Genomic DNA, 25,737 nt, shown 5'->3' with positions numbered 1-25,737 from the left:
GTGTGCGTAAGCGGACGTCTAGATGACTGCCCGGTTCTGGCGAAACGGCTACTCGTTGTCCCATGGGATCGCGCCGCTGAACCAAGTTCCATCAATTCGCCTCGCTCTCCATCCACAGAACCAAGATGAGCGCTCCGGGTCTCCGCGCCAACCTTGCTCATAGCGTTCGATGACCGCCTCGCAAGCAGTGATTTCACCGGGAGTGTCATAGTCAAATAGGACGACCACTTCGCCAACCAAGGATGCGAGTCTGTCAATGTCTTCCCTGAACGAGTAGTAACAGACGTCATCCAGCTCGTTGCTCAAAGCATAGGCGTTGAAGTCGCAATCAACGCGAGGGAGCGAAAGATTGAGCTCGTGCATAGCATTCGAATGGTCGTCTGTAACCGTCGGGCCTGGGCGTGCTTCCAGTCGTTTGCGGCTCACCGATTCCAGGCCCCATATGTTGCAAGTATGTGCGCTTCAAATGCAGGCGGACCAGTTACCTCCCAATACGAGGAATCCACAACCACAAATTCGAACAAGCGCTGTCCTTTTGCGAATCCGCAGAATCGCCCGTCGATGGTCTGATAGATGCCACGATAGAGGGAACGAAACTCGGCGTCTGAAAGACAGAGGCCGGGAAACGACGCTTCCTCGATGCTCAACGCATTCGAGCCCAAACAACTCTCGACAGAAATCTGCCACTGTTCGGGACGAAAAAAGCAGTCGACGTCAGCAAGGAAGGAGGAGATGTCGAACAGTTGCCCCGCTTCGCCATGCTGTCTCACTATGACCATCGGAAAGTTCCTTCGAGTTCTTCACCTGAATCCTTCGGTCTGCTTGCGGAGGTACGGGACGAACGTCAGCTCCTGGGCCGACCGTAGCCACTCGCACCGCCCCTCAGCGGTCAATCGTCCGATCACGCAAGCGCCATCGCGTCCATCTCGACCTTGAACCCGAAGTGCAGCGGCCCGGTCGGCACGATGGTCCTGGCCGGGCGCGATGGGCCGGCCCACTGCGCATAGATCCTGTCGAACGCCGGCCAGTTGGCGACGTCGTCGAGGTAGACCCTCACCTGCAGCAGCCTGTCGATGCCTGAGCCCGCGGCCAGCAAGGCGGCCTGCATGTTCGCGAGCATCTGCGCCGCCTGGACTTCGAACGCCGCCTCGACCAGACGCTCGCCCTCCGGCGTGATCGGCAGTTGCCCGGCGATGAAGACCAGGCCGCCGCCCACGGCGGCATGGCTGTAGTGGCCGCCCGGCCGGGCCAGGGCGGGCACTGCGACATGGACCGGGTCCGACATATCGCGGGGTTCAGGGGCGTTCTCACCAACCATGGAAGCGCTCCCAGGTTTGCACCGTGCCATCCGCGGCCAGCGCCTGGTAGGCCGGGAACTGCGCGCCGGTCGCGCAGGCATGGTTGGGCAGTATGCGCAAGCGGGTTCCGGCCGGGAAGCGCGATGCGATGTCCGGGTCCGCGGCCCCCTCGCGCGACAGGATGCCGTGCTCCTGGTTGGCGGCCGACAGCAGGTAGCCCTCGATCGGCGTCCCGTCCACGGTGCACACCTGGCCATAGCCGTAGTCGCGCTGCTGCTTGCCCGTGCCCCGGTCGCGGCTCATGGCCATCCAGCCGGCATCGACGATGGCCCAGCCCTTGTCGGCCTGGTGCCCGATGACGGTGGTGAGCACGCTCAGCGCGATGTCTTCGACGCTGCAGACGCCGACGTTGCGCATCACCAGATCGAAGAAGACATAGACCCCGGCGCGCAGTTCGGTCACGCCCTCCAGCGACGCGGCTTCCAGCGCCGTGGGCGTGGAGCCTACCGACACGATGGCGCACGGCAGGCCCGCGTCGCGCAGGCGTTGCGCAGCCTGCACGCAGCCGGCGCGTTCCTGCTCGGCCAGGGCGGCCAGGGCCTCGGGCGTGTGCAGTTCGTAGCTGGAGCCCGCATGCGTGAGCACGCCGGCCAGGCGCATGCCGCCCTCGTGCAGCACGCGGCCGACCTCGAGCAGGAGGTCCTCGCCCGGCTTGATGCCGGAGCGGTGACCGTCGGTGTCGATCTCGATGAGCACCTCGAAGGCGTGGTCGTGCGCGCGGCCGTATTCGGCGATGGCCTGCGCGCCGTCGACGCTGTCGGTCAGGATCTGCAGCGCGCAGCCGCGCCGGCCCAGGTCCAGCGCATGTGCGAGCCGGTGCGGCGCCATGCCGACGGCGTAGAGGATGTCGGTCACGCCGCGGGCGAAGAACTGGTCGGCCTCCTTCAGCGTCGACACCGTGATGCCCGTCGCGCCGGCGGCAAGCTGGGCCGCGACCACATCCGCGCATTTGCTGGTCTTCACGTGCGGGCGGAAGCGCACGCCCAACGCATCGGCCTGCTGCTGCATCCGCGCGATGTTCCGCTGCATGCGCTCAAGCGCCACGATCGCTGCGGGGGTGTCGATCCCGGCAAGATTCGGGAGGTTGTTCTGCATATTGTTCTTTCGGGTCAGTCCAGGTATTGGCCTTTGGCCTTGAGGGCCGGCACGTCGTCGCGGATGCCGCGCGCGATGAGGGCGGTGACGGCCTCGGGCGTTGCATCGGCGGGTGCGGGCAAGTCGACGCCCAGCCCTTCCATCTGCTTGCGAAGCGCCGGATCCCCCACTGCCTGCTGCAGCGCGCCCGTCAGTCTGGCGAGCACGGGCTGCGGGGTGCCGCGCGGGGCGAAGAAGGCATTCCAGGACCGCACGTCCAGGGCATGGCCGCTTTCCGCAGCGGTGGCTGCGCGCGGCAGCTGCGCGAGGCGCGTGCCCGACAGCACGCCGACGGCCTTGATGCGCCCACCGGCGACCTGCGGCAGCGCGGTGGTGGTCTGGTCGCACATGAAATCGGTCTGCCCGCCCATCAGGTCATTGATGGCCGGCGCAACCCCCTTGTAGGGCACGTGCGTGGCGTTATGGCCGAGGGAAGACAGCAACAGCACGCAGCCATAGTGCGAAATCGACCCGACGCCCGCGCTGCCGTAGGAGGCCTTGTCCTTGTGCTTCGCCAGCCAGGCGCTGAACTCGCGCAGATCGTTCGCCGGCAGGTCGGCGCGCGCCAGCAGCAGCATCGGCGCCGCGCCTGCGGGGCCGATGGGCGCGAAATCGGCGACGGGGTCGTAGGCCAACTTCTTGTACAGCGCGAGGTTGGCCACATGCGTGCCGATGCCTCCGAAGGAGATCGTGTAGCCATCGGCGGCGGCCTTGGTCGCCTTCGTCAGGCCGATGACGCCATTCGCGCCGCCGAGGTTCTCGATGACGATGGGCTGGCCCAGGGGCGCAGCCATCTTCTGTGCGACAGCGCGGGCCAGTGCATCGCTGGGGCCGCCGGCCGGGAAGGGAACGATCAAGGTGACCGGGCGGTTCGGAAACGCCTGTGCGAATGCGCCGGATGCGGCCAGCAAGCCGGCACAGAGGCCAGCAAGGCTGCCGGCCATGCGAAGGGAGCGGATCATGGGCAGGTCCTGGAGTGGTGGGTTGAATCAGGAAGCGACCGGTCGGAAGCCGCGCAGCCATGGCAACGCGTCATCGAGCGTGGGCGACTCGACCTCCGCCGGCGGCGCGCCTTCGGGCCGGGCGAGGCCGACGCGGTTGTGCCAGTAGGTGCGCAGGCCCACGCTGGCGGTGCCGAACATGTCATAGCCTGAACCGGCAACGAAGGCTGCCTCGGCCGGCTGCACGTCCAGACGCTCCAGGGCGAGCCGGTAGGGCCTCGGATCGGGCTTGTAGAAGCCCGCCTCCTCGGAGGTCACGACCACGTCCCACTCGATTCCCAGGCGATCGGCGGCACGCTGGCCCAAACGCCGCGAGCAGTTGGTCACCACGGCCAGCTTGCAGTGAGGCTGAAGCGCCCGCAGCAGTTCGGTGGCGCCGCTCCATGCGGGCAGTTCGTCCCAATGGTCCTCCAGCGACTGGGGGGCGCTGGCGGGCAACCTCACGGTGGCGGCAGCCTGTCGCACCAGGTCTTCGTAGGGCACGTAGGCGCCGCAGCCATAGGTGAGCCGCAGGTACTCGGCGCGCCAGGTACGGCCCATCTGCTCGGAGCCCGCAGCCGCGTTCCAGACGGCCCACGAGTCGAGCAGCGCAGTGAGCAGGTCGAATAGCACGGCCCGGGGATAGCGCCCGGCCGCGGCGGCAATGGGAGTGGAAATGTCTTGCATGCCGCTCACTTTAGGTGTGCCAAGGCGCTTTCGGGCTTCACTCTTGCGTCATCAATAGTTAAGCTCCGTTGAATGATGCAGATCGAAGACCTTCGCCTGGCTGCCGCGCTGTTGCGCGAGAGCTCGCTCAGCGCGGCTGCGCGCTCGCTCGGTGTCACGCCGCCCGCGCTGTCGATGCGTTTGCGCAAGCTCGAGGCGTCGCTGGGCTTGGTGCTTGCCAACCGCACGTCGCGCAAGCTGCACCTGACCTCCGAAGGCGAACGGTTCGGGCGCGAGGCCTATGAACTCCTGCTGAAGTTCGACGGCCTGCGCGAATCCCTGCAGCGCGACGACCGGCGCCTGAGCGGAACGCTGCGGGTGGCCGCGTCCTTTGGCTATGGCCGCACGCAGGTCGCGCCGTGGCTGTCCCGTTTCTCCCGCCTGCATCCGGCCCTGCGGCTGCAGCTGGACCTGCGCGAAACGCCGTGGCCCGACAGGCACGATTCCGACGCCGTGGTGCACGTGGGCACGGTGCGCGACTCGTCCTGGGTGGCCCATACGCTCGCTTCCAACGAACGCTGGCTGTGCGCGAGCCCCGGCTACCTGCGCGAGCACGGCACGCCCCGCAACCCGGCGGACCTGGCCTATCACGCCTGCATCTGCATCCGCGAGAACGACGAGGACGTGACACTTTGGCACATGCGGCCCGCGGGCAGCGGCGCCCGCAAGAGCGAGACGCTGCGCATCAACCCGGCGTTCGTCAGCAACGACGGCAGCGTGGCCCGCCAATGGGCCGAGGATGGCCTGGGCATCGTGCTCCGTTCCCAATGGGATGCCGCCGAAGCCCTGGCCGCCGGCCGCCTCGAGCGTGTGATGGCGGACTGGGAATTTGGCGCCGCCCCGGTGGTGGTGCTGGTGCCCACGCGCAAGGGACGCAGCGCGAGGGTGCAGGCGCTGGTCAGTTTCCTGATGGAGGCGGCGGGTCGATCGGACGGGCGTGGCGCCGAGTCGCATCCGTGAATCCGCGGGCGGTGCGCGACGACCAAGCGGCCGACGTGCAAGGCCGCTCCAATCAATGACTGCTTGCGGGCGAATGGACCCGGTGCATCGTCGAGGGGAGAACGCTTTTGGCGTCCAATTTGGCCAGACCTGCGCTATGTCCGCTCATGGCCGACTGTAGCCGGTCGCGCCGGCGTCGTGCACGCGCCCAAAGCCGACGCTGGGATGGGTCCGATGGCGGAAGCTCAGGAGTCGCTGGCAGCGATGCGCAAGTCTGCGTCGGGCAACGAAGAGCGCAAATGACGGCTAGGCCGACTGTCTGATGACCAACTGTGGCTCCGCCAGATATACCTGCCGAGCGCGCGCTGGCTCCTGAATTCGATTCAGCAAAAGCGTCGCCGCATGCTCGCCCAGGGCATCGGGTTGAATGTCGACCGTTGTCAATGGCGGGTTCGAATGCGCGGCATCCCGAACGTTGTCGAAGCCCGTCAGCGCAAAATCCCTTCCGGCATGCAATCCGCGCTCGCCAAGCGCGGACAACGCACCAAAGGCCACCACGTCGTTGTAGCAAACGGCCGCAGTTGGACGAGGCTTCATGTCCAAGAGCGACCTCATCGCCTCAGATCCGCTGCGTCGGGTCGGTTGCGCCGCGACCACCAAGCTTTCGTCGAATTTGATCTTTCGCTCTGCGAGTGCCGCCCTGAATCCGTTCAGGCGCTGTTCGAGGACTACGCCGGTCAGTCCGCCCAGAAATCCGATCTTCTTGTGTCCCGCGTCCAGCAGGTGCTTTGTCGCGGCATAGATCCCGCGCTCGTTATCCGCCCCGGCGAAGTCGTACTTTCCAGGACCCAATGTTCGAACCATCACGACCAACGGCATGCCCGAGGCTTCCACTTCCTTCGTGAAGGCGCGCGGCGTGCCATAGGCAGGGCACAACACGGTTCCGGCGGCCCCTTGCTCACGCATGATGCGTAACACGTCTCGCTGGCGATCGACGTCTTCATTGGTATGGGCCATCAGCACGATATACCCCGCCTCGACGAGCTTTCGCTCCACGCCAACGAGGATCTCCGCGAAGAAGGGGTTGGCGAGATCGTTGACGACCACTCCGATGGTCTTTGACCTGCCGCCGCGCAACTCGCCGGCACGGCTGTTGTAGACGTATCCGAGTTCGCTGGCCGCCGCGCGGACGCGGTCGGCCGTCTCGGCCGGGATAAGCGGGCTGCCCTTTAAGACAAGCGAAACGGTGGACTTGGAGAGCTTCGCGGCTGCTGCCACGTCAAGGATGGTGACGGGCCGGGATGTGACGGTTTTTCGCATGATCTTCTTCGACAACCTCCACTCTACGCGAGACGCCCCGCGAGCCCGCGGGTCCCACAAGGGCTCGGGCTCCTGAGCGGCGGGCTAAGTGCTTACCCTAGCACTCATTGACCCTCCATTGGAACGATCCAATAATTCTATTCAACCGTTCCAGTAAACGCGAGGCGAACATGCGATTCCACATGCCAATGTGTCTTCCCGACGCCGGGGTCCACGGGGAAACCTCGTGAACTACCAGTTCCAGTTCGACGCTGTTCTTGCCGCGTGGCCGCTGCTCTTGCAGGGCACGTGGATCACGGTTCAGTTGTCCATCAGCGCGACGATCCTCGGGCTCGTTGTTGCGATCGTCTGTGCGTGGGGGAAGACCTCGGGCCCTGCGCCGGTGCGCATGGCGGGCAATGCCTATATCGAGGTGATTCGAAACACGCCGTTTCTGATTCAGCTGTTCTTCTTCTTCTTTGCTTTGCCCGCGGTGGGCCTGCGCTGGTCGCCTCATACCGCTGCGCTGACTGCGATGGTCGTGAACCTCGGCGCCTATGCGACCGAAATCATCCGGGCCGGAATCGAATCGATCCCGAAGGGACAGATCGAAGCGGGCTTGGCATTGAACTTGAAGCCCCATCAGATCTTCCGTCTGGTTGTGCTCAAGCCCGCACTCAGGGCGATCTTCCCGGCGCTGTCGAGTCAGTTCATCCTGCTCATGCTGACGTCGAGCGTGGTATCGGTCATTTCGGCTGACGACCTCACCTCCGTTGCAGCAAACCTCCAGTCGCAGACCTTCCGCAGTTTCGAGATCTACATCGTCGTCACCGGGATCTACCTGTCGCTGGCTCTCGCCTTTTCATTCATCTTCCGCACGATTCAGCGCCGCGCGCTGTCGTATCCGGACCGTCGCTGAGGAGGCGCCGTGCGGACATTCGGTATCGGTGATGTTCTGTTCATCCTGCAGGCAGCGCAATGGACGATTCTTCTTTCGCTGATCGCCTTCATCGGCGGGGCCATTGGAGGGCTGGTCATCGCTCTCGCTCGGACCTCGGAGAACGCGGTGCTGGAACGCATCGCCACGATCTTCACGCAGGTGTTTCAGGGCACGCCTCTGCTCATGCAACTGTTCCTGGTGTTCTTTGGCGCACCGATTCTTGGGCTCGACGTCAGCCCGTGGCTCGCAGCCGGCGTCGCGTTGATTCTCAACACCAGCGCCTTCCTCGGTGAAATCTGGAGAGGATGCATCCAGGCAATTCCCCGAGGCCAATGGGAAGCAGCTCACGCGCTCGGTCTGCACTACTTCGCACGCATGCGCCTGGTCGTGCTGCCACAAGCCTGGAAGATTGCCCTGCCGCCCACCGTCGGCTATCTCGTCCAAGTCGTCAAGGGAACCTCGCTGGCGGCAATCATCGGCTTCACCGAGATCACTCGGGCAGGCCAGATCATCAACAACGCCACCTTCCAACCACTGATCGTGTTCAGCGTGGTCGGTGCAGTCTATTTCGCGCTGTGCTGGCCGCTTTCGCTGCTGGCCGGTCGAATGGAGCGGCAACTGAAGCTCGCCGCCGCTCGCTAGCTCGCGTCACTTTCGGCCAATGCACTTTCCCTAGGAGACATCATGTTCCACGCCATCCAACGCCGTAGCCTGCTGACTTTCGCCTCCGCCGCGCTGTGCGGCGTGCTACTCGCCTCGCACACCCTGAACGCTTCGGCCCAGACGGTCGAAGAAATCAAGAAGAAGGGCACGCTGACGGTCGGACTTCTCGTCGATTTCCCGCCGTATGGCACGGTGGACAGCTCCAATCAGCCTGACGGCTACGACGCCGATGTCGCCAAGCTGCTGGCAAAGGAGTGGGGGGTCAAGCTGAATCTGGTGCCCGTCACTGGCCCGAACCGTATCCCCTTCCTGCTAACCAACAAGGTCGACCTGCTGATCGCGTCGTTCTCCCCGACGCCGGAACGTGCCAAGCAGGTTCAGTTCTCGCGCCCCCACAGCGCAGCAACCATCGTGCTGTACGGCCGGAAGAAGATGAACATCAAGGCGCCCGCGGATCTCAAGGGCGTGCGCGTCGCTGTCGCTCGCGCAAGCACGCAGGACACGGCGCTCACCGCCGTCGCTCCGGAGGGCACGGACATCCGCCGGTTCGATGACGACGCATCTGCCATGCAGGCACTCCTGTCCGGCCAGGTGGATGCACTTGGTTGCGCCACGACCATCGCGCAGCAGATCGACAAGCGCACCAACGGCGAATACGAGAACAAGCTGGTGCTACGGCAACAGTACATGGCGCCGGCGATGCGGTTGGGCCAGCCCGATCTGCTCAAGGGCGTCGACGCCTTCATTGGCAAGTACGTGGACAACGGCGAACTGAACAAGCTCTACAAGAAGTGGCTGCAGGTCGATCTGCCCGCGTTGCCGACCACGCCGCTTCCGCTCGCCAACTAACGCGTGAGCAGCACCGACCCCGAACGAGCGCGCCGCCATGACTGCCGATCCCATCATCCGTATCGAGAAGGCCAACAAGTGGTATGGCCAGTTCCAAGTGCTGACCGACGTTGATCTTGAGGTCCAGCCAGGCGAGCGCATTGTCATCTGTGGCCCTTCCGGCTCCGGGAAGTCCACTCTCATCCGCTGCATCAATCACCTGGAAAAGGTGCAGAAGGGCCGGATCATCGTGGACGGCATCGAGCTGACCGGTCACGAACGCAAGAACGTGGACGCCGTGCGCAGTGAAGTCGGCATGGTGTTCCAGCAGTTCAACCTTTTCCCGCATCTGACCGTCCTGCAGAACTGCACGTTGTCTCCGGTGCACTCGCGCGGCATCGGGCGCGAGGAAGCCGAAGCGACGGCGATGAAGTTCCTCAAGCGCGTACGCATCCCGGAGCAGGCGAACAAGTACCCCAGCCAGCTCTCGGGCGGTCAGCAGCAGCGCGTAGCCATTGCCCGCGCCTTGTGCATGAATCCCAAAGTCATGCTGTTCGACGAGCCGACATCAGCCCTGGATCCCGAAATGGTCAGCGAGGTGCTCGACACCATGATCGGCTTGGCGGAAGACGGCATGACGATGCTTTGCGTGACCCACGAAATGGGATTCGCTCGTCAGGTGGCCGATCGGGTGATTTTCATGGCCGATGGCCGCGTCCTCGAGATGGCGCCCCCTGAGGAGTTCTTTGGCAACCCTCAGCACCCGAAACTCAAAACCTTCCTCGGCCAGATCTTGAGCTCGGCGGCGCATTAAGCCAACCCCCCACTTTTGTCGGACGCTTGACGCGGATCGCGAGGTTCGTGCGGGAGCGCCGCATCCAGCGCAAAGGAGTTCCCATGAAAAAAGTGATCACCGCCGAACAGGCGGCCGCGCTTATCCGCACTGACGATGTCGTCAGCATTTCCTCTTCCAGCGGGCTCGGCTGCCCGGACAAGGTTCTCGCCGCCCTGGGCGCCCGGTTCCACAACGAGGGTCAGCCCCGTAACCTCACGACTCTGAACCCGATCGCCGCGGGCGACATGTACGGAATCAGGGGAATCGACCACATCGCCAAGCCAGGACTCCTGTCCCGGATCCTTGCCGGTTCCTATCCGAGCGGCCCTTCCTCGCTTCCGATGCCCGCAATCTGGCACATGGTCGTCGACAACCAGATCGAGGCCTACAACATTCCCAGCGGCATCCTCTACGACATGCATCGCGATGCAGCCGCGAAGCGCCCTGGCGTACTCACCAAAGTTGGCCTGGGCACCTTCGTGGATCCGGACCAGCAGGGGTGCGCGATGAACGACGCAGCAGCTGCAAAGCCCATCGTTCGCAAGGAGACATTCGATGGCCAGGAATGGCTGTACTTTCCCGCCATTGCTCCACAGGTCGCCATCATTCGTGCGACCACAGCGGATGAGAATGGAAACCTGACCTACGAGCACGAGGGAGCACTGCTTGGTGCGCTGGATCAGGCCCTCGCCGCTCGCAACAACGGCGGCATCGTCATCGCTCAGGTCAAACGGGTGGTGAAAGAAGGAAGCCTGCGCCCGCACGACGTTCACGTCCCGCGCAATCTCGTGGACTACATCGTGGTCGATCCCGATCAGTGGCAGACGACCCAGACGCCCTACGACCCAGCGATCAGCGGCGAGGTCGCGCAGCCGTTAGCGACGTTCGATCCGCAGGCCTGGGGCACCGAGAAGGTCATCGCCAGGCGCGCAGCCATGGAACTGGCGCACGGCAGCGCGGCCAATCTCGGCTTCGGGATTTCCGCCAATGTGCCACGCATCCTGCTCGAAGAGGGCCTGCATGGGCAGGTAACGTGGGCGATCGAGCAAGGCGCGGTCGGCGGCATGCCGCTGCTGGGCTTCGCGTTTGGCTGCGCCTCGAATGCGGACGCGATCATGGCTTCGCCGAATCAGTTCACCTATTTTCAAGGCGGCGGTTTCGACGTGACGCTCCTGTCGTTTCTACAGGTCGATCGCAATGGCAGCGTCAATGTTTCCAAACTGGGTGCGAAGCCTTACCTCACGGCCGGGTGCGGTGGGTTCGTCGACATCACCGCGCACGCCAAGCGGATCATCTTCTCAGGCTTTTTCACGGCCGGCGCAAAGCTTGAAGTCGGCAACGGGAAACTCACTATCCTGAAGGAAGGCAAGACCAGAAAATTCGTCGAGTCGGCTGAACACATCACCTTCAGCGGGGTGATCGGTCGCCAGCGTGGGCAAAGGGTCACCTACGTGACCGAACGCTGCGTCATCGACCTGGAGGACGACGCCCTGGTCGTGCGCGAGATCGCGCCGGGAATTGACCTGCAGCGCGACATTCTGGACCAGGCGGAGATCCCGCTGCGAGTCGCCGAGGACCTTCGCCTCATGGACGCTGCGCTCTTCACGGACGCCCCGTTTGGCCTGAAGCTGAAAGCCGAGGAGGCGCGCCGTGGCTGAGTCACTCGTTCAAGTGGAGCGCGAAGGCACCGTCGCAACCGTCACGCTCAATCGCCCGAGCAAGCTCAACTCACTGACGCCGCAGATGCTCGACCAGTTGGAGCTCGCCGCGCGCGAGCTGGAAGCCCAGTCCGACCTGCGGGTGGTGATCCTGACGGGCGGAGAAGAGAAGGCGTTCTGCGTCGGCGCTGACATCAATGAGTGGGCTGCGCTCCGCCCGCTGGACATGTGGCGCCGCTGGGTGCGGCGCGGCCACCAGGTGTTCGACCAGTGTGGCGCGGCTGCGTCAACCCGTCATCACCGCGATCAACGGACATGCTTTCGGCGGTGGCCTCGAGTTGGCAATCGTCGGTGACATTCGCATCGCTGCAGACCACGCGCAGTTTGCCCTTCCGGAAGCATCTATCGCGACCTGCCCGGGATGGTCTGGAACTCAACGCTTGGTGAAGCTTGTCGGCGCCAGTCGCGCGAAGTACCTCGCCTTGAGCGGCGTACGCCTGAGTACAGCCGATGCCCTGACCGGCGGCCTCGTCCATGAGGTGGTCAACGCAGCTCAGCTCCGGGACAGGGCCATGGCTTTGGCGCGCGACATGTCGCTCAAGGCTCCGATATCGCTGCAGTTGACCAAGCAGCTGGTCAACGCCGCTGTGGACGAGGACTCGGGTGCGATCCTGGAAGCGATGGCCGGTGCGCTCGCGGCAACGACGCAGGATGCGGCGGAAGGAATTCAAAGTTTCCGCGCGAAGCGAACGCCGAACTATCTGGGCCGTTGAAAGGAAGATCATGAGTACAAACAGGCCTCTCGCGGTGGTGACCGGTGGGCGACGCGGCATCGGTGCAGGCATCGCGATCGAGCTTGCATCGCGTGGATTCGACATCGCACTCACGGACATCGAAGGCTCCGTCGCCGAGGAGACCCTGGCGGCGATCGGTGGGCACGGTGCTGCCGGCAAGCTCTTCCATTCCGACGTTGGCAACGTCGAGGAACACACCTCGGTCGTCGAACGTATCGTCGAGTGGCACGGCCCGATCTCGTGCCTCGTGAACAACGCTGGCATTCCATCGCCAAGCCGAGGGGACTTGCTTGACGTCACCCCCGCGTCCTTCGACCGGGTGATGGGGGTCAACCTGCGTGGCACCTTCTTCTTCACGCAGGCTGTCGCACGCCATATGTCGGGCATCAAGGCCACCGATCCTCGATCCATTGTCACAGTCTCCTCCGTCAGCGTGGAGATGGCCTCGATCGAGCGGGCCGAATACTGCGTCTCGAAATCGGGCCTCGGCATGCTCACCAAGCTGTTCGCCTTGAGGCTTGCGTCGCTGGGCATCGGGGTCTTCGAGGTACGGCCGGGGATCATCCGCACGCCCATGACGGAAGGCGTGGCTTCTAAGTACGAGCAACGCATCGCGGACGGCCTGGTCCCGATGGAGCGCTGGGGCTACGCCGAAGACGTCGCACGCGCGGTGTCTGCCCTGGCCTGCGGCCAGATCGCCTTTTCGACCGGCAGCGTCATCCACGTCGACGGCGCCCTTTCCATACCGCGCCTGTAGCGCCGCCCGCGCGGGCAGCCGCCAACCGGCGGCGCAGCCGCGGCTTCCCTTCCATCAGGAGAACACCATGCAAATCAAGCTACCCCAGGCCGACGGCACGATCAAAAACCATGTGCTGAAGGCTCAGCCGATCGTTCCGACCGGTGCGCCATCGAAGCTCAATCGCACGGTTTTTGCGGCCGTCCACGTCGTCGTCGACCCGCTGGCGACCCAAGACCCCTGGGATGCATCGCCAGTCGTCGACTGGGAGCGCACCATGGCGTTCAGAGAGTATCTTTATTCCCTCGGCTTCAAGGTTGCCGAAGCCATGGACACGGCTCAACGCGGAATGGGGGTGGACTGGGCTGTAGCGCGGCAGCTCATTCAACGCAGCCTGCGTCATGCCCGCACCATTCCCGGCGCCGATCTGGCCTGCGGCGTCGGAACAGATCAGCTCGTGGCAACACAGGATGTGACCATCGAACAGGTCGAAGCCGCCTATCGCGAGCAACTGGAAGTCGTCGAAGCAGAGGGTGGCCGCGCCATCTTGATGGCCAGCCGTGCGCTGGTACGCTGCGCCAGGAGTGCGGACGACTACCTCGCGCTCTACGGTCGCCTGCTCAAGGACACTTCCAAGCCAGTGATCCTCCATTGGCTGGGCGAGATGTTCGACCCGGCGCTGCGAGGCTACTGGGGGACCACCGACATTCCGACCGCACTCGATACTGTAGCCAAGCTGGTCAGCGAAAACGCCTCGAAGGTCGAGGGCATCAAGGTGTCACTCCTGGACGCGCGATGGGAGCTGGATCTGCGCCGGCGTCTGCCTGAAGGGGTCAAGATGTACACGGGCGACGACTTCAACTACGCCGAGCTGATCGCTGGCGACGAACAGGGCCACTCTCACGGCTTGCTAGGCATTTTCGATCCAATCGCCCCTGTGGCCGCCGTTGCACTGGGCGAACTCGCGGCAGGCCGGGTCGATCGCTTCCGAGAACTGCTGGACCCTACGGTGGCGCTGTCACGAGAGATGTTTCGTGCGCCGACTCGGCATTACAAGGCTGGCGTCGTATTCCTGGCCTGGCTCAATGGCCACCAAGACCATTTCTCGATGGCGGGTGGACTGCAATCCGCGCGCGGGGCGGCACACTTTTCGAGGTTGTTCGAATTGGCGGACGCCAGCGGCGTGTTGATCGACCCGGAACTCGCCACGCTGCGGATGAGGCGCCATCTTTCCGTCGCGTGCGGCTTATCGGACTAGGACCGCACGAGCAGGCAGGTTCAGCAGGTACGGCGGGCCTATCGCTACTTGACCACCGTCCCGCGCTTTAGGCCGCAGAAGCTTGACCGATCCGGAAATTGTCCCTCGCCCAAGACGCGAAGGGAGTCGGCGTCCCTCCCGCAATCTTGTTCGCGAGCGCGATCTCGTCACTGTGGGATCCTGGGCCGAGGTAGGTATAAGTCTCGTAGTAGGCCAGTGTTTCGCCCAATGCGTCCGCACCAGGGAAGAAGCCTGCGTACACCTCCCGCGGAACGCGAGTGAACGTGAGTTGATGGCCCAGTTCATTCAACGCACCGACAAGGTCGCCGAAGCTCAGAAAATCGCCAACCAATGGCAGGTATGCGCCGTCGCCCGTTTCATCGGGGTGCGCGAACGCACCGGCAACGATGTCGCCCAGTTCGTTGATGTCGCCCATGTGAAAACAACGCACCGCTGGATCGATGGGCAGAACCCACCCCAGGCTGCCATCCGGCTGCTTCTGCGGGCCGAAGGGGCCTGAGAAGTTCTGGTAGTAGGCGGGCGGCACGACGAAGGTGTGGCGCGCGAACCCTGCCTCCTTCACGATTGCATCGACCTTCGCCTTGCCCGTGAACTGGGGAAGCTTGAACTCGCCGCGGCTGATCGCCTCGACGTTCGGCAGCGTCGACCAGATCAGATGGTTGACGCCGGCAGCCTTCGCGGCTTCAACGGCCGCTGTCGCCTGTTTGATCTCATCGGCGTCTTCCTGCCAGAAGTTGGTGACGAGAAACACGCCGTGCGCGCCCTCGAGCGCGGACACAAGCGTCTCTGGCCGCGCCAGGTCTGCTGCGACAACTTCGTCGGCGCCACCCTTGTACTTGCCCGGCTCGCGCGAGAGCGCTCGCACCTTGAATTGGCCGCTGGCTTTCAGGGCTCGCACAACCCCGGATCCCTGGTTTCCCGTTGCGCCAAAGACGGCAATCAGCTTCTTTTCGACGGACATCACTGCACCTCTTTCGGTTCTGCTCCAGCGCGTCAGCACGGACGCGGGAACGTTCTGTTGATAGGACAGGCTGATCTTCCATTGGATCGATATTCGTGGCAATGCCGCAAAAATTGGCATCATTTGCTAGGATTTGATCCATATGGACGATCCTGTCGAAACATCGGAACTCATCGCCTTCACGAGGACGGTAGAGGCCAACTCCCTCTCGCGGGCCGCCGCCGAACTGGGCGTTCCGCGTGCGACCGTGAGCCGTCGTCTCGCGCGCCTCGAGGAGCGTCTCGGGGCGCGTCTTCTGCGCCGCACCACGCGAAGTCTTGTCCTCACTGAAGTCGGTGAAGTCTTCTACCAACAGGCCTGCGCCGCACTCGAAGCCGTGCGCGTGGCCGAGCAGAGCGTGCGCAAGACCGACGACGTCGTGCGTGGCGACCTGCGCGTGTCCATACCGCCGATGATGGACGCCAGCTTCCATGCGATGCTCTGCGACTTCGCAGCGCGCCATCCCGCGCTGCGCATGCACGTCCACACGTCGAGCCAGCACGTTGACATCCTCCACGACGGCTATGACGTCGCGCTGCGTGCCAGCAGCCAAATCCAGCCCGGCCTCGTCGCGCGCACGCTCTTGCGCGATCCGATGATCGCCGTGGCGGCACCCGCCTACCTCATCGATCACGGCACGCCCCAGACGCAGCGCGATCTCCGTACGCACCGCTGTTTGCTCGGCTTCGCTCGTGGCGAGCTGCCGCAGTTTCACTGGCCCTTGATCTCGGGAGCCAAGCTCCATGTCGACGGCGTATTCATCTCGAACGATATCGGCCTGTTGTGTGACGCCGCCGTCCGAGGGCTAGGCATCGCGCTCCTCCCGCACGGTCTCGTGGCACCGCACCTGGACAGCGGCGCGCTCGTGCAGGTGCTGGCCAACGTAGTCGGCGCCGAAATGCAGATCGCGCTGGTCTACCCGGAGCGAGCGTTCTTACCGCCGAAAGTACGCGCCCTCATCGACGCGGTTGCAGCGTGGGTCTCGCGCGACCTGGCCCCAATCCGGCGGACTCCTCCACGCTAGTCGTCGGGGTTCGTTACAGGACCAGGGGAGGGGTTCGCTGCAACACATTCGCTGAACATCTCAGCGGGCGTAGGGCAGGTCTGTCTGAGCAGCCCATTCGTGTTCTCGTTACTTCCGCGCTGCCACGGGCTTTGTGGGTCGCAGAAGTAGATCTGGATATCGGTGGCTATCGTGAATTGCTTGTGCGCATGCATCTCAGTGCCCCTATCCCAGGTCAGTGATTTGTAGAGCTCCTGCGGCAACTTGCGAGCGTTCTTGATGAGGGCCTTGACGACCGTCTGAGAGTCCTTGCCATCCAGCTTCACCAACATCACGTACCGTGTTTGACGTTCGACCAATGTCGCGATCTGGCTATTGCCGCTGCCAAAGACCAAGTCCCCTTCCCAGTGACCAGGAACCGCTCGGTCTTCCACGCAAGATACTCGGGTGACACATGCTGGCTCTCATCGCTCGGATGAGTATGCTTGAGCCACCCTGCGAATTGTTCCGGCGACCCAAGCATCCGCAGCTTGTCAGCCACAACGCGAGCCAAGGCGCGGTTCTCGCTCAGCTTGCAGCGCCTCGGTCGCTGCGCTCGATGCCAAGCTGCGTCATCGGCCTGGTTTGCACGGTAGCCTTCGCCGCCTCCGTTGCGCTTGATCTCTCGGCTGATGGTCGACGATGCTCAACCCAGACGAGCCGCGGCCGATCGAATCGATTCGCCTGCCGCAATCGCTCGAGAGATCTCCTCGCGCTCGGCCAGCGTCAACGCATTCGGTGGGCGCGATCGTTGCGCCGGCCGGAATCCGCCTGTCTCTGCAAGTACTCGGTGCCGTCGCAGGGATCGCGATCGACCTAGCGGCGCAGATGCAGGCGCACCTGATCGTGACAGCAAGACAGCCGACGGGCTCGCCCAATGCCCGAACCGCAGCCCGCCTCCACCGCTTGAACACCTACCGCCACCGCAACGCCTCAATCACCAACCCCAACGCCGGCGAAACCTGCCGCCGACCCGCGTAATAGAGGTGATACCCCGGAAAGCTCGGCCACCAGTCTTCGAGCACCGTCACGAGCCGCCCCGCGGCCACGTGCGGCTCGACGATGTCGTGCGGCACGTAGGCAAAGCCCATGCCGTCGAGGGCGGCCTGCAGCATCAGAAAGGTGTTGTTGAAGACGGTCTGCCCCTGCACGCGCACGCTGAGCGCCTGGCCGTCCTTCTCGAAGTCCCAGGCATAGAGGCCGCCGTGCGTGGGCAGGCGCAGGTTGACGCAGCGGTGCTCGGCCAGCTCCTGCGGCGTGGCGGGCGGCGTTCTGCCGGCCAGATACTCGGGCGAGGCGGCGACGGCCATGCGGAACGCCGGGCCGATGCGCACGGCGATCATGTCCTTGTCGACGCGGTTCCCCACACGCACGCCGGCGTCGAAGCGCTGGGCGGCGATGTCGACCATCGCATAGTCGACGCTGAACTCGACCTGCACCTCGGGGTGCGCCTTGAGCATGGGCATGAGACGCGGCCAGAGCGTGGTGACGATCGCATGGTCGTGCGCAGTGATGCGCACGGTGCCCGCGGGCCTGTCGCGCATCGCGCTCAGCGAACTCAGCTCGTGCGTGATCTCCTGCAGCCGGGGCGCCACGGTGTCGAGCAGCCGCGCGCCGGCTTCGGTGGTGGAGACGCTGCGCGTGGTGCGGTTGAGGAGCCGCACGCCCAGGCGCTCCTCGAGCGCCAGCATCGCGTGGCTCAGCGCGGAGCGCGAAAGCCCGAGTTGCGCGGCCGCGCGCGTGAAGCTGCGCTCGCGTGCCACGACGACGAAAGCCTGCAGATCGTTGAGGTTGCCGTTCAACACACTGGTGAATTCCATGCACAGGGGCGTGCAGATTATTCCATCTACACAACCAATGGCGCGATCCCTACAGTTGGTTTCCATATGTCCAAACGCTCCTCCCCTTCCTCTTCGAATGCTGCTGCTTCGAATGCGTCCTCTGCACCGAACGCGCGCCTGCGCGGGCTCGCGCTCTGCGTGGCGGCATGCGCCGGCTCCGCCGCCGCCTCGGCCCAGCCCGCCGAAGCGCAGCAGCAACAGCAGCAACAACACCAGCAGCAGATCGTGCGCGCCGGCACGCAAACCGTCGTCGACGGCCCGGCGAGCTACTTCACCGGCCGTGTGCGCGTGGAACCGGTCTGGCCCGCGGGGCCGGACATCAACGCCTCGGGCGGGCTGGTGAGTTTCGAGCCCGGCGCGCGCTCGGCCTGGCACACGCATCCGAAGGGCCAGGTGCTGGTGGTGACCTCGGGCGTGGGCCTGACGCAGGAATGGGGCAAGCCGGTGCAGGAGATCCGCGCGGGCGACGTGATCACCTGCCCGCCCGGCGTGAAGCACTGGCACGGCGCCGCGCCCACCACCGCGATGAGCCATCTGGCGGTGACCGGCACGGCGGACGGCAAGAACGTCGAATGGATGGAGAAGGTCAGCGATGCGCAATACCACGCACGCTGACCGTGGCCCGCGGCGCATCGCATGCGCGATGGCCGCGGCGATCGCCTGGGCCACCGCGCTGCCGGGCCATGCCCAGCCCGCCCCGCAACCTGCCGAACCCATGAACACCATGCGACAGGCCCCGGCCTCCGAAACGCTCTCCGCCCGGCAGCAGGCCATCGTGCCGATCGCCGCGACGGCCGCGGTGGGCGACATGACGCGCCTTTCCGATGCGCTGAACCGCGGCCTCGACGCCGGCCTCGCGGTCAACGAAATCAAGGAGGTGCTGGTGCAGGTCTATGCCTATGCGGGCTTCCCGCGCAGCCTCAATGCGCTAGGCGAACTGATGAAGGTGCTCGAAGCCCGGCGCGGGCGCGGCATCGACGATGCGCCCGGCCGCCTGCCGAGCCGCCGCGCGCCGCAGGGCGAGGCGCTGCTCGCCGCGGGCACGGCCAACCAGACGCGGCTCACGGGCGCGCCGGTCAAGGGCGCGCTGTTCGACTTCGCACCCGCGATCGACGAATACCTCAAGACCCATCTGTTCGGCGACATCTTCGAGCGCGACAACCTCGACTGGCAAAGTCGCGAGCTCGCGACCGTCGGCATGCTCGCGGCGTTGCCGGGCGTGGAATCTCAGCTGCAGGCGCACATCCGCATCGGCATGAACGTCGGACTCGGCGCGGGCCAGTTGTGGCAGGCCGCGCAGGTGCTCGCCGAGCGGGTCGATGCCGATGCGGGGCGGCGCGCGAACGAGGCGATCGCGCGCCATCTCGCGTCGGCGGCCGCGCCGGCGCGTTGAAACGCGCGCCGCTTCAGGCGGCCGCTGCAGCCTCGGCCACGGGCCGCTCCTCGTCACGCCGGTGCGCCAGCCGGTAGAGCATCGGCAGCACCAGCAGCGTGAGCGCGGTCGACGACAGAATGCCGCCGATCACCACGGTCGCGAGCGGCCGCTGCACCTCGGCGCCGGTGCCGGTGGCGATCGCCATCGGCACGAAGCCCAGCGAAGCCACGAGCGCCGTCATCAGCACCGGCCGCAGCCGCGTCAGCGCGCCCTCGCGGATCGCGGCATCGAGCGGCATGCCGCCTTCGCGCAGGTTGCGGATGAAGGAGATCATCACCAGCCCGTTGAGCACCGCCACGCCGGAGAGCGCGATGAAGCCCACCGCGGCCGAGATCGACAGCGGAATGCCGCGCAGCCACAGCGCCACGATGCCGCCCGTGAGCGCGAACGGAATGCCGGTGAACACCAGCAGCCCGTCGCGCAGGTTGCCGAACATCGCGAACAGCAGCGTGAACACCAGGAGCAGCGACACCGGCACCACCACCTGCAGCCGCCGCGCGGCCGACTGCAGGTTCTCGAACTGGCCGCCCCAGGTGGTCCAGTAGCCCGGCGGCACCTGGACCTGCGCGCGGATCGCCGCCTCGGCCTCGTGCACGAAGGAGCCGAGGTCGCGGCCGCGCACGTTGGCGCTCACGACCACGCGGCGCTTGCCGTCCTCGCGGCTGACCTGGTTGGGGCCGGGCGCGAGCCGCAGCGTCGCGACCTCGCCGAGCGGGATGAAGCTCGCCCGCGCCGCCGTGCCGCCGCCGGCCGCTTCGCCCGCGCGCGGCAGCGCGATCGGCAGCCGCTCGATGGCCTCGATGTCGCCGCGCAGCGCTTCGGGCAGCCGCACCACGATGTCGAAGCGCCGGTCGCCCTCGAACAGCGTGCCGGCCTCGCGCCCGCCGATGGCGGTGGCGACGGTGTCCTGGATCTCCGCGATGTTGAGGCCGTAGCGCGCGGCCTTCTCGCGGTCGATGTCGACCGTGAGCATCGGCAGGCCCGTGGTCTGCTCGACCTTGACCTCCGCCGCGCCCGGCACACGGCCGAGCACGCCCGCCACCGCGCTCGCCGTGCCTTCGAGCAGCGCCATGTCGTCGCCGAACACCTTGACCGCCACGTCGCTGCGCACGCCCGAGACCAGCTCGTTGAAGCGCAGCTGGATCGGCTGCGACAGCTCGTAATTGCTGCCCGGCAGCGCCTCCAGCTCTTCCTGCACAGCCGCCAGCAGTTCCTCGCGCGTGCGGCGCGGTTCGGGCCACTGGTCCAGGGGCTTGAGCATCACGTAGCCGTCCGAGATGTTCGGCGGCATCGGGTCGGAGGCGATCTCGGCCGTGCCGGTGCGCGCGAACACGCGCTCGATCTCGGGGAACTTCTGCTTCAGCGTGCGTTCGAGCTGCTGCTGCATCTGCACCGACTGGCTCAGGCTGGTGCCCGGAATGCGCAGCGCCTGCACCGCGAAGTCGCCCTCGTTGAGGCTGGGCACGAACTCGCTGCCCATGCGCGCGGCCATCAGGCCCGAGAGCACCACCGCGACGATCGCGAAGGCGATCACCACCGGCTTGGCACCCATCGCGCGGTCGAGCAGCGGCGCATAGGCGCGGCGCGCCCAGCCCATCAATCGGTTCTCCTTCTCGGCCACGCGACGGCCGATGAACAGCGCCACCGCGGCGGGGATGAAGGTGATCGAGAGGATCATCGCGCCGAGCAGCGCGAGCACCACCGTGAAGGCCATCGGATGGAACATCTTCCCCTCCACGCCGGTGAGCGCGAAGATCGGCAGGTACACGATCATGATGATCAGCTGGCCGTAGAGCAGCGGCCGGCGCGCCTCCTGCGCGGCCGCGAACACTTCGTGGAAGCGCTCGCGCCGCGTCAACGAGCGCCCGACCGCGGCTTGCGCATGCGCGAGCCGGCGCACGCAGTTCTCCACGATCACGACAGCACCGTCGACGATGATGCCGAAGTCCAGCGCGCCCAGGCTCATCAGGTTGGCGCTGACCTTCTGGCTCACCATGCCGCTGAAGGTGAAGAGCATCGACAGCGGAATCACCGTCGCGGTGATGACCGCCGCGCGGATGTTGCCGAGGAACAGGAACAGCACCGCGATCACCAGCACCGCGCCTTCGAGCAGGTTCTTCTTCACCGTCTCGATCGCGCGGTCGACGAGCACCGTGCGGTCGTACACCGTCACCGCCTTCACGCCCGCGGGCAGCGTGCGGTTGATCTCCTGCATCCTGAGGTCCACCGCCTGCGAGACCACGCGGCTGTTCTGGCCGATCAGCATGAAGACCGTGCCCAGCACCACCTCGCGGCCGTTGTCGGTCGCCGCGCCGGTGCGCAGCTCGCGCCCGATGCCGACCTCGGCCACGTCGCGCACCCGGATCGACACGCCGCCCACGTTGCCGAGGATCACGTTGCCGATGTCCTCCACGCCGCGCACTTGGCCCGGCGTGCGGATCAGGTACTGCTCGCCGCGCCGCTCGATGTAGCCCGCGCCCACGTTGGCGTTGTTGCGCCCGAGCGCCGTCACCACGTCGGCCAGCGTGAGGCCGTAGGAGGACAGGCGCGCCGGATCGGGCGCCACCTGGTATTCCTTCTCGAAGCCGCCGATCGAGTTGATCTCGGTCACGCCGGGCACGTTGCGCAATTGCGGCTTGATGATCCAGTCCTGCACCTCGCGCAGGTCGGTCGGCGTGTAGGGCGTGCCGTCGGCCTTGCGCGCGCCCTCCTCGGCCTCCACGGTCCAGAGGTAGATCTCGCCGAGGCCGGTCGAGATCGGCCCGATGGCCGGGCTGATGCCCTCGGGCATGTGGGTGCGCGCCGACTGGATGCGTTCGTTGACGAGCTGGCGCGCGAAGTAGATGTCGGTGCCGTCCTCGAAGATCACCGTGACCTGCGACAGCCCGTAGCGCGACAGCGATCGCGTCTGCGCGAGGCCCGGCAGGCCGGCCATCACGGTCTCGATCGGGTAGGTGATGCGCTGCTCGGTCTCGAGCGGCGAGTAGCCTGGCGCCTCGGTGTTGATCTGCACCTGCACGTTGGTGATGTCGGGCACGGCGTCGATCGGCAGCTTCTGGTAGCTGTAGACACCGAGCGCCGCCATCGCGAACACCGCGAGCAGGACCAGCCATCGCTGTTCGATGGCGAAGCGGATGATGCGTTCGAACATGTCGTGGTCCGTCCGCCTCAGTGGGTGTGCGTCGCAGAGCCCTTGCCCTGCTGCGACTTGACGACGAAGCTGCCCGCCGCCGCATGGCGCACGCCGGGCGCAAGGCCGCTCACGATCTCGATGCGCCGCCCGTCGCTGCGGCCGGTCTGCACCGGCCGCGCGACGAAGCCGCCCTCGACCGCGACGAAGACCACCGGCTTGCCGTCCACGGTCTGCACGGCCTCGCTCACGACCGTGACCGGCGCGCTCGCCTCGTCCGCCACCACCTCCACGTTGACGAACAGGCCCGGGCGCCACGCGAGCTGCGGGTTCGCGAGCGTCACGCGGGCGCGCGCGGTGCGCGTCTGCTCGCCGATCAGCGAACCGACATAGGCCACGCGGCCCTCGGCCGTCGCGTCGAAGGCGCTCGCGCGCACCGTGACCTTCTCGCCCACGCGCACGCGCGGCAGCTCCTTCGCGCCGATGTTCATCTCGGCCCAGACCGTCGAAAGGTCGGAGATGGTGAAGACGTTGGCGTCTTCCTTCACCGATTCGCCGAGCGCGATGTGCTTCTCGACCACCATGCCGTCGAAGGGCGCGCGCAGCTCGTACTGGCCCAGACTCGCACCGGTCGCCGGGGCGCCGAGCGCGGCGAGCTTCTGGCTGGCGTTGGCCACCGCGATCTCGGCCTCGCGCAGCGCCTGACGCGCCTGCAGCACGTCCTGCTCGGGCGAGATCTTCTCTTCCCAGAGCTTCTGCTCGCGCGCGTAGGTGGCGGCCGCGAGCTCGCGCCGCTTCTGCGCCGCGCCGAGTTCGCTGCGCTGCTCCGAGACCGTGGCGCTCGCGATCACCGCGAGCACCTGGCCCTTCCTCACTTGCTGGCCCAGGTCGGCCGACACGCGTTCGACCACGCCCGCGACGCGCGGCACCACGTGCGCGGTGCGGTCCTCGTTGAAGCGGATCTCGCCTGGGAACTGCAGCGCCTGGCGGATCGGCGCCGGGGTGCTGGCCTCGACCGCGATGCCTGCGGCCTGCGCCTGGGCCTCGGTGATCGCGACCTTGCCCTTCTCGTCGGCATGAGCGCCCTCCTCCTTGTGCGCGGCCTCTTTCTTGTGCGCGCCCTTCTCCTCATGGTCGTGTCCGTGCGCGTCTTCTTCCTCGCCGGCATGCTGTTCGGCCGCGCCATGACTGTGGCCATGTTCGTCCTCGCCGCCGGCGCGGCCGGGCTGCGCGCGCAGGATCAGCGCGCCGGCGACCAGGCCGAAGACGACGATGAGGGCGATGGCGATCGCCTGCTTGCGGCCGATGCGCGAGGTGGGTTTCTTCTGTTCGGATGTCATGAGCGGTCCTTGTCCTGGTGTGCAGCGGGCGTGCCGATGAGGCGATCGAGCTCGGCGGCGGCGCGGTGCGCCTCGCCGAGCGCCTTGAGGTGTTGCGCACGCGCCTGGAACAGCGTGCGTTGCGCGTCGAGCGCTTCGAGAAAACTGAACTTGCCGAGCTCGAAACCGCGCGTGGCGGCCTCGAAGGCGCTCTGCGCGCCGGGCAGCACCTCGCGCGCGAGCGTCTCGGCTTCGAGCCGCGCGGTGTCGAGGCGCTCCCGCGCCGCGAGCGCCTCGGCGCGCAACCGCAGTGCGAGCGCCTCGGCTTCCTCGCGCGCCTTGTCCTCGCGGCGCAGCGCCTCGCGCTGGTTGCCGCGGTTGCTGTCGAAGATCGGCAGCGGCACCGAGATGCCGAGCACCGCCTGGTCACGGCCAAGCTCGGCCGCGCGCTTGGCGCCCAGGGTCAGCGTGATGTCGGGCATGCGCTTCGACTGCTCGATCGCGGCGAGCGCGCCCTGGCGGTCGGCTTCGAGCGCCGCCACGCGCAGCGCGGGCGCGTCGGCGAGGCGCTGCTCGAGGTCATCGCTTCGCGCGGCGGGCGGCAGCATCTGCGCGCTGCCGTCGAGCCGCGAGAGGTCGAGCCCCGGCACGCCGATCGCGGCGCGCAGCGCGTGCAGGCCGGCCGCGCGCTCGCTGCGCGCCTGCGCGAGTTCGACCGCCACGCCCGCGGTCGCGACGCGCGCCCGCGTCTCCTCGACCGGCGAGACCTTGCCCGCAGCCACGCGCTTGCCCGCGGCCTCGCTGCCGCGCTTCGCCAGGCCGAGCAGCGCCTCGGCCAGCGCCACGCGCTCTTCGGCGACCAGCGCCGCCAAATAGGCCGAGGTCACGGCCGCGCGCAGTTCGATCTCGCGTTGAACGCGCTGCGCCCGCGCCACGTCGCGTGCACGCTCGGCCGCGGCGATGCGCGCCGCGCGCTTGCCGCCGAGCTCGATCGGCTGGCTCAGCAGCAGCGTGGTGGTGCGCGTCTCGCGGCGCGTGTCCTCCAGCTCGATGCCGAGCGTCGGGTTGGGCAGCAGCACGCCGGCCTGGTCGCGCGCGGCGCCGGCGGCCTCGATCTCGCGCTCGGCGGCGCGCAGCTCGGGGTGATTGGCGATCGCGAGCGAGACCGCCTGCGCGAGCGTCAGCGGCGGGGCCGCGGGCTGCGCGAACGAAGGGTTGATAGCCGATGCCGCCAATATGAGCGGCACGAAAAGCCTGTGCATCGAATTCTCCGGGGTTGTGGAAAGGACAACGGGGGGAATCCGGCGCGCGCGTCAGCGAATCGTCCGAAGACGATGGAAGAACGGGGAAAAGGAATCGGGGCCGCGCGCCGGACTAGCCGAGGCGCTGCCAGTTGGGGCGGTCGATGCGGTCGACAGCAATCAGCGCGGGCGGGCCCGGCGGCGCGAGCGCGAAGTGCTGGCCGAGCGCCAGCATGGTGCCGGCGAGTTCGCGCGCGAAGGGCTTGGCGCAGCCCAGGTGGCAGAAGCTGCAGTCGCTGTGTTCGAGGCCGAGCGCGGTGGCGTCGCCATCGTCGGCGGCGGGTTGGGCGGCCTTCGAAGCGGCCTCGCGATCGCCCGCATGCTCGTGCGAATGATGGCCCACGTGGCGCGCACCCGCTTCCTGCTCATGGCGGCAATAGCCGGCCGCCGATGCCCAGGTGAACTGGAGCGGCAGCACGAACAGCAGAAAGACCAGGAGCCAGCGGCGCATCGCGCGGAGTATATCGACGGGCCTTGCGGCGCCCGGCACAAAAGCCCAC

Annotated in this window: 24 protein-coding genes and 2 pseudogenes; 12 read left to right on the top strand and 14 right to left on the bottom strand. The window is 66.3% G+C overall.

What is annotated here, in order from left to right:
- Positions 1–48: 48 nt before the first annotated feature.
- The 6 genes from M2165_RS00745 to M2165_RS00720 form a co-directional block, all read right to left on the bottom strand.
- On the bottom strand, positions 49–363 hold the full coding sequence (locus M2165_RS00745; RefSeq protein ID WP_280812750.1) for a hypothetical protein: 315 nt from the start codon (positions 361–363) through the stop codon (positions 49–51).
- Between the two features lie 59 nt (positions 364–422).
- The gene (locus M2165_RS00740; protein WP_280812749.1) at positions 423–779 is read right to left on the bottom strand and encodes a hypothetical protein; all 357 of its coding nucleotides are present in this window, start codon (positions 777–779) and stop codon (positions 423–425) included.
- A 122-nt stretch (positions 780–901) separates the two neighbouring features.
- Positions 902–1,285: a RidA family protein gene (locus tag M2165_RS00735; RefSeq protein WP_280812748.1), complete on the bottom strand. Its 384-nt coding sequence runs from the start codon at positions 1,283–1,285 to the stop codon at positions 902–904.
- 22 nt (positions 1,286–1,307) lie between these two features.
- Positions 1,308–2,453, bottom strand: a complete 1,146-nt coding sequence (locus tag M2165_RS00730; protein ID WP_280812747.1) for a DSD1 family PLP-dependent enzyme — start codon at positions 2,451–2,453, stop codon at positions 1,308–1,310.
- 14 nt (positions 2,454–2,467) lie between these two features.
- On the bottom strand, positions 2,468–3,454 hold the full coding sequence (locus M2165_RS00725; protein ID WP_280812746.1) for a tripartite tricarboxylate transporter substrate-binding protein: 987 nt from the start codon (positions 3,452–3,454) through the stop codon (positions 2,468–2,470).
- Positions 3,455–3,481: 27 nt separating this feature from the next.
- Positions 3,482–4,159: an HAD-IA family hydrolase gene (locus tag M2165_RS00720; protein WP_280812745.1), complete on the bottom strand. Its 678-nt coding sequence runs from the start codon at positions 4,157–4,159 to the stop codon at positions 3,482–3,484.
- 72 nt (positions 4,160–4,231) lie between these two features.
- Between M2165_RS00720 and M2165_RS00715 the strand changes: the two genes are divergently transcribed.
- Positions 4,232–5,158, top strand: a complete 927-nt coding sequence (locus tag M2165_RS00715) for a LysR family transcriptional regulator (protein WP_280812744.1) — start codon at positions 4,232–4,234, stop codon at positions 5,156–5,158.
- Positions 5,159–5,443: 285 nt separating this feature from the next.
- On the opposite strand, the gene M2165_RS00710 is transcribed toward M2165_RS00715, so the two are convergent.
- Positions 5,444–6,472: a LacI family DNA-binding transcriptional regulator gene (locus M2165_RS00710; protein ID WP_280812743.1), complete on the bottom strand. Its 1,029-nt coding sequence runs from the start codon at positions 6,470–6,472 to the stop codon at positions 5,444–5,446.
- Between the two features lie 211 nt (positions 6,473–6,683).
- On the opposite strand from M2165_RS00710, the gene M2165_RS00705 reads away from it, so the two are divergent.
- The 8 genes and pseudogenes from M2165_RS00705 to M2165_RS00670 all read left to right on the top strand — a co-directional run bounded on the left by M2165_RS00705 (position 6,684) and on the right by M2165_RS00670 (position 14,148).
- Positions 6,684–7,355, top strand: a complete 672-nt coding sequence (locus M2165_RS00705) for an amino acid ABC transporter permease (protein ID WP_280812742.1) — start codon at positions 6,684–6,686, stop codon at positions 7,353–7,355.
- A gap of 9 nt (positions 7,356–7,364) precedes the next feature.
- The gene (locus M2165_RS00700) at positions 7,365–8,018 is read left to right on the top strand and encodes an amino acid ABC transporter permease (RefSeq protein ID WP_280812741.1); all 654 of its coding nucleotides are present in this window, start codon (positions 7,365–7,367) and stop codon (positions 8,016–8,018) included.
- A 42-nt stretch (positions 8,019–8,060) separates the two neighbouring features.
- The gene (locus M2165_RS00695) at positions 8,061–8,888 is read left to right on the top strand and encodes a transporter substrate-binding domain-containing protein (protein ID WP_280812740.1); all 828 of its coding nucleotides are present in this window, start codon (positions 8,061–8,063) and stop codon (positions 8,886–8,888) included.
- 37 nt (positions 8,889–8,925) lie between these two features.
- Positions 8,926–9,681 (top strand): amino acid ABC transporter ATP-binding protein, encoded by a 756-nt coding sequence (locus M2165_RS00690; RefSeq protein ID WP_280812739.1) that lies wholly within the window; start codon positions 8,926–8,928, stop codon positions 9,679–9,681.
- Between the two features lie 83 nt (positions 9,682–9,764).
- A complete protein-coding gene (locus M2165_RS00685) occupies positions 9,765–11,360 on the top strand; it encodes an acyl CoA:acetate/3-ketoacid CoA transferase (protein WP_280812738.1) in 1,596 nt (531 codons plus the stop codon).
- A pseudogene (locus tag M2165_RS00680) lies at positions 11,353–12,133 on the top strand (enoyl-CoA hydratase-related protein). The gene M2165_RS00685 and the pseudogene M2165_RS00680 overlap by 8 nt, the downstream one beginning before the upstream one ends.
- A 10-nt stretch (positions 12,134–12,143) precedes the next feature.
- Entirely contained in the window at positions 12,144–12,911 is a 768-nt protein-coding gene (locus tag M2165_RS00675; protein WP_280812737.1) for a 3-ketoacyl-ACP reductase, read from the top strand.
- Between the two features lie 67 nt (positions 12,912–12,978).
- Positions 12,979–14,148 carry a dihydrodipicolinate synthase family protein gene (locus M2165_RS00670; RefSeq protein WP_280812736.1) on the top strand — a complete coding sequence of 390 codons (1,170 nt, stop codon included), beginning with the start codon at positions 12,979–12,981 and terminating at the stop codon, positions 14,146–14,148.
- A 67-nt stretch (positions 14,149–14,215) separates the two neighbouring features.
- Here M2165_RS00670 and M2165_RS00665 read toward each other — a convergent pair whose 3' ends face one another.
- Positions 14,216–15,130: an NmrA/HSCARG family protein gene (locus M2165_RS00665; RefSeq protein WP_280812735.1), complete on the bottom strand. Its 915-nt coding sequence runs from the start codon at positions 15,128–15,130 to the stop codon at positions 14,216–14,218.
- Positions 15,131–15,272: 142 nt separating this feature from the next.
- Here M2165_RS00665 and M2165_RS00660 point away from each other — a divergent pair, with 142 nt between their 5' ends.
- Positions 15,273–16,193 carry a LysR family transcriptional regulator gene (locus M2165_RS00660; protein WP_280812734.1) on the top strand — a complete coding sequence of 307 codons (921 nt, stop codon included), beginning with the start codon at positions 15,273–15,275 and terminating at the stop codon, positions 16,191–16,193.
- 80 nt (positions 16,194–16,273) lie between these two features.
- Here the strand turns inward: M2165_RS00660 and M2165_RS00655 are convergent.
- Positions 16,274–17,001, bottom strand: a pseudogene (locus M2165_RS00655) (IS30 family transposase); the annotation flags it as partial.
- 124 nt (positions 17,002–17,125) lie between these two features.
- Positions 17,126–18,016, bottom strand: a complete 891-nt coding sequence (locus tag M2165_RS00650; RefSeq protein ID WP_280813147.1) for a LysR family transcriptional regulator — start codon at positions 18,014–18,016, stop codon at positions 17,126–17,128.
- An 81-nt stretch (positions 18,017–18,097) separates the two neighbouring features.
- Here M2165_RS00650 and M2165_RS00645 point away from each other — a divergent pair, with 81 nt between their 5' ends.
- On the top strand, positions 18,098–18,667 hold the full coding sequence (locus M2165_RS00645) for a cupin domain-containing protein (RefSeq protein WP_280812733.1): 570 nt from the start codon (positions 18,098–18,100) through the stop codon (positions 18,665–18,667).
- Positions 18,668–18,767: 100 nt separating this feature from the next.
- Positions 18,768–19,445, top strand: a complete 678-nt coding sequence (locus M2165_RS00640; protein WP_280812732.1) for a carboxymuconolactone decarboxylase family protein — start codon at positions 18,768–18,770, stop codon at positions 19,443–19,445.
- A 13-nt stretch (positions 19,446–19,458) separates the two neighbouring features.
- Here the strand turns inward: M2165_RS00640 and M2165_RS00635 are convergent, their stop codons facing one another.
- The 4 genes from M2165_RS00635 to czcI all read right to left on the bottom strand — a co-directional run bounded on the left by M2165_RS00635 (position 19,459) and on the right by czcI (position 25,688).
- Entirely contained in the window at positions 19,459–22,638 is a 3,180-nt protein-coding gene (locus M2165_RS00635) for a CusA/CzcA family heavy metal efflux RND transporter (protein WP_280812731.1), read from the bottom strand.
- Between the two features lie 17 nt (positions 22,639–22,655).
- Positions 22,656–23,957, bottom strand: coding sequence for an efflux RND transporter periplasmic adaptor subunit (locus M2165_RS00630; RefSeq protein WP_280812730.1), 1,302 nt, complete (start codon positions 23,955–23,957; stop codon positions 22,656–22,658).
- Entirely contained in the window at positions 23,954–25,198 is a 1,245-nt protein-coding gene (locus tag M2165_RS00625; RefSeq protein WP_280812729.1) for a TolC family protein, read from the bottom strand. The genes M2165_RS00630 and M2165_RS00625 overlap by 4 nt, the downstream gene beginning before the upstream one ends.
- Positions 25,199–25,310: 112 nt before the next feature.
- Positions 25,311–25,688 carry a cation efflux protein, CzcI family gene (czcI, locus tag M2165_RS00620; RefSeq protein ID WP_280812728.1) on the bottom strand — a complete coding sequence of 126 codons (378 nt, stop codon included), beginning with the start codon at positions 25,686–25,688 and terminating at the stop codon, positions 25,311–25,313.
- Positions 25,689–25,737: the final 49 nt, after the last annotated feature.

Origin of the sequence: Variovorax sp. TBS-050B (assembly GCF_029893635.1) — a bacterium.
Classification (GTDB): Bacteria; Pseudomonadota; Gammaproteobacteria; order Burkholderiales; family Burkholderiaceae_C; genus Variovorax.
This window is presented reverse-complemented; position numbering and strand designations above follow the sequence as displayed.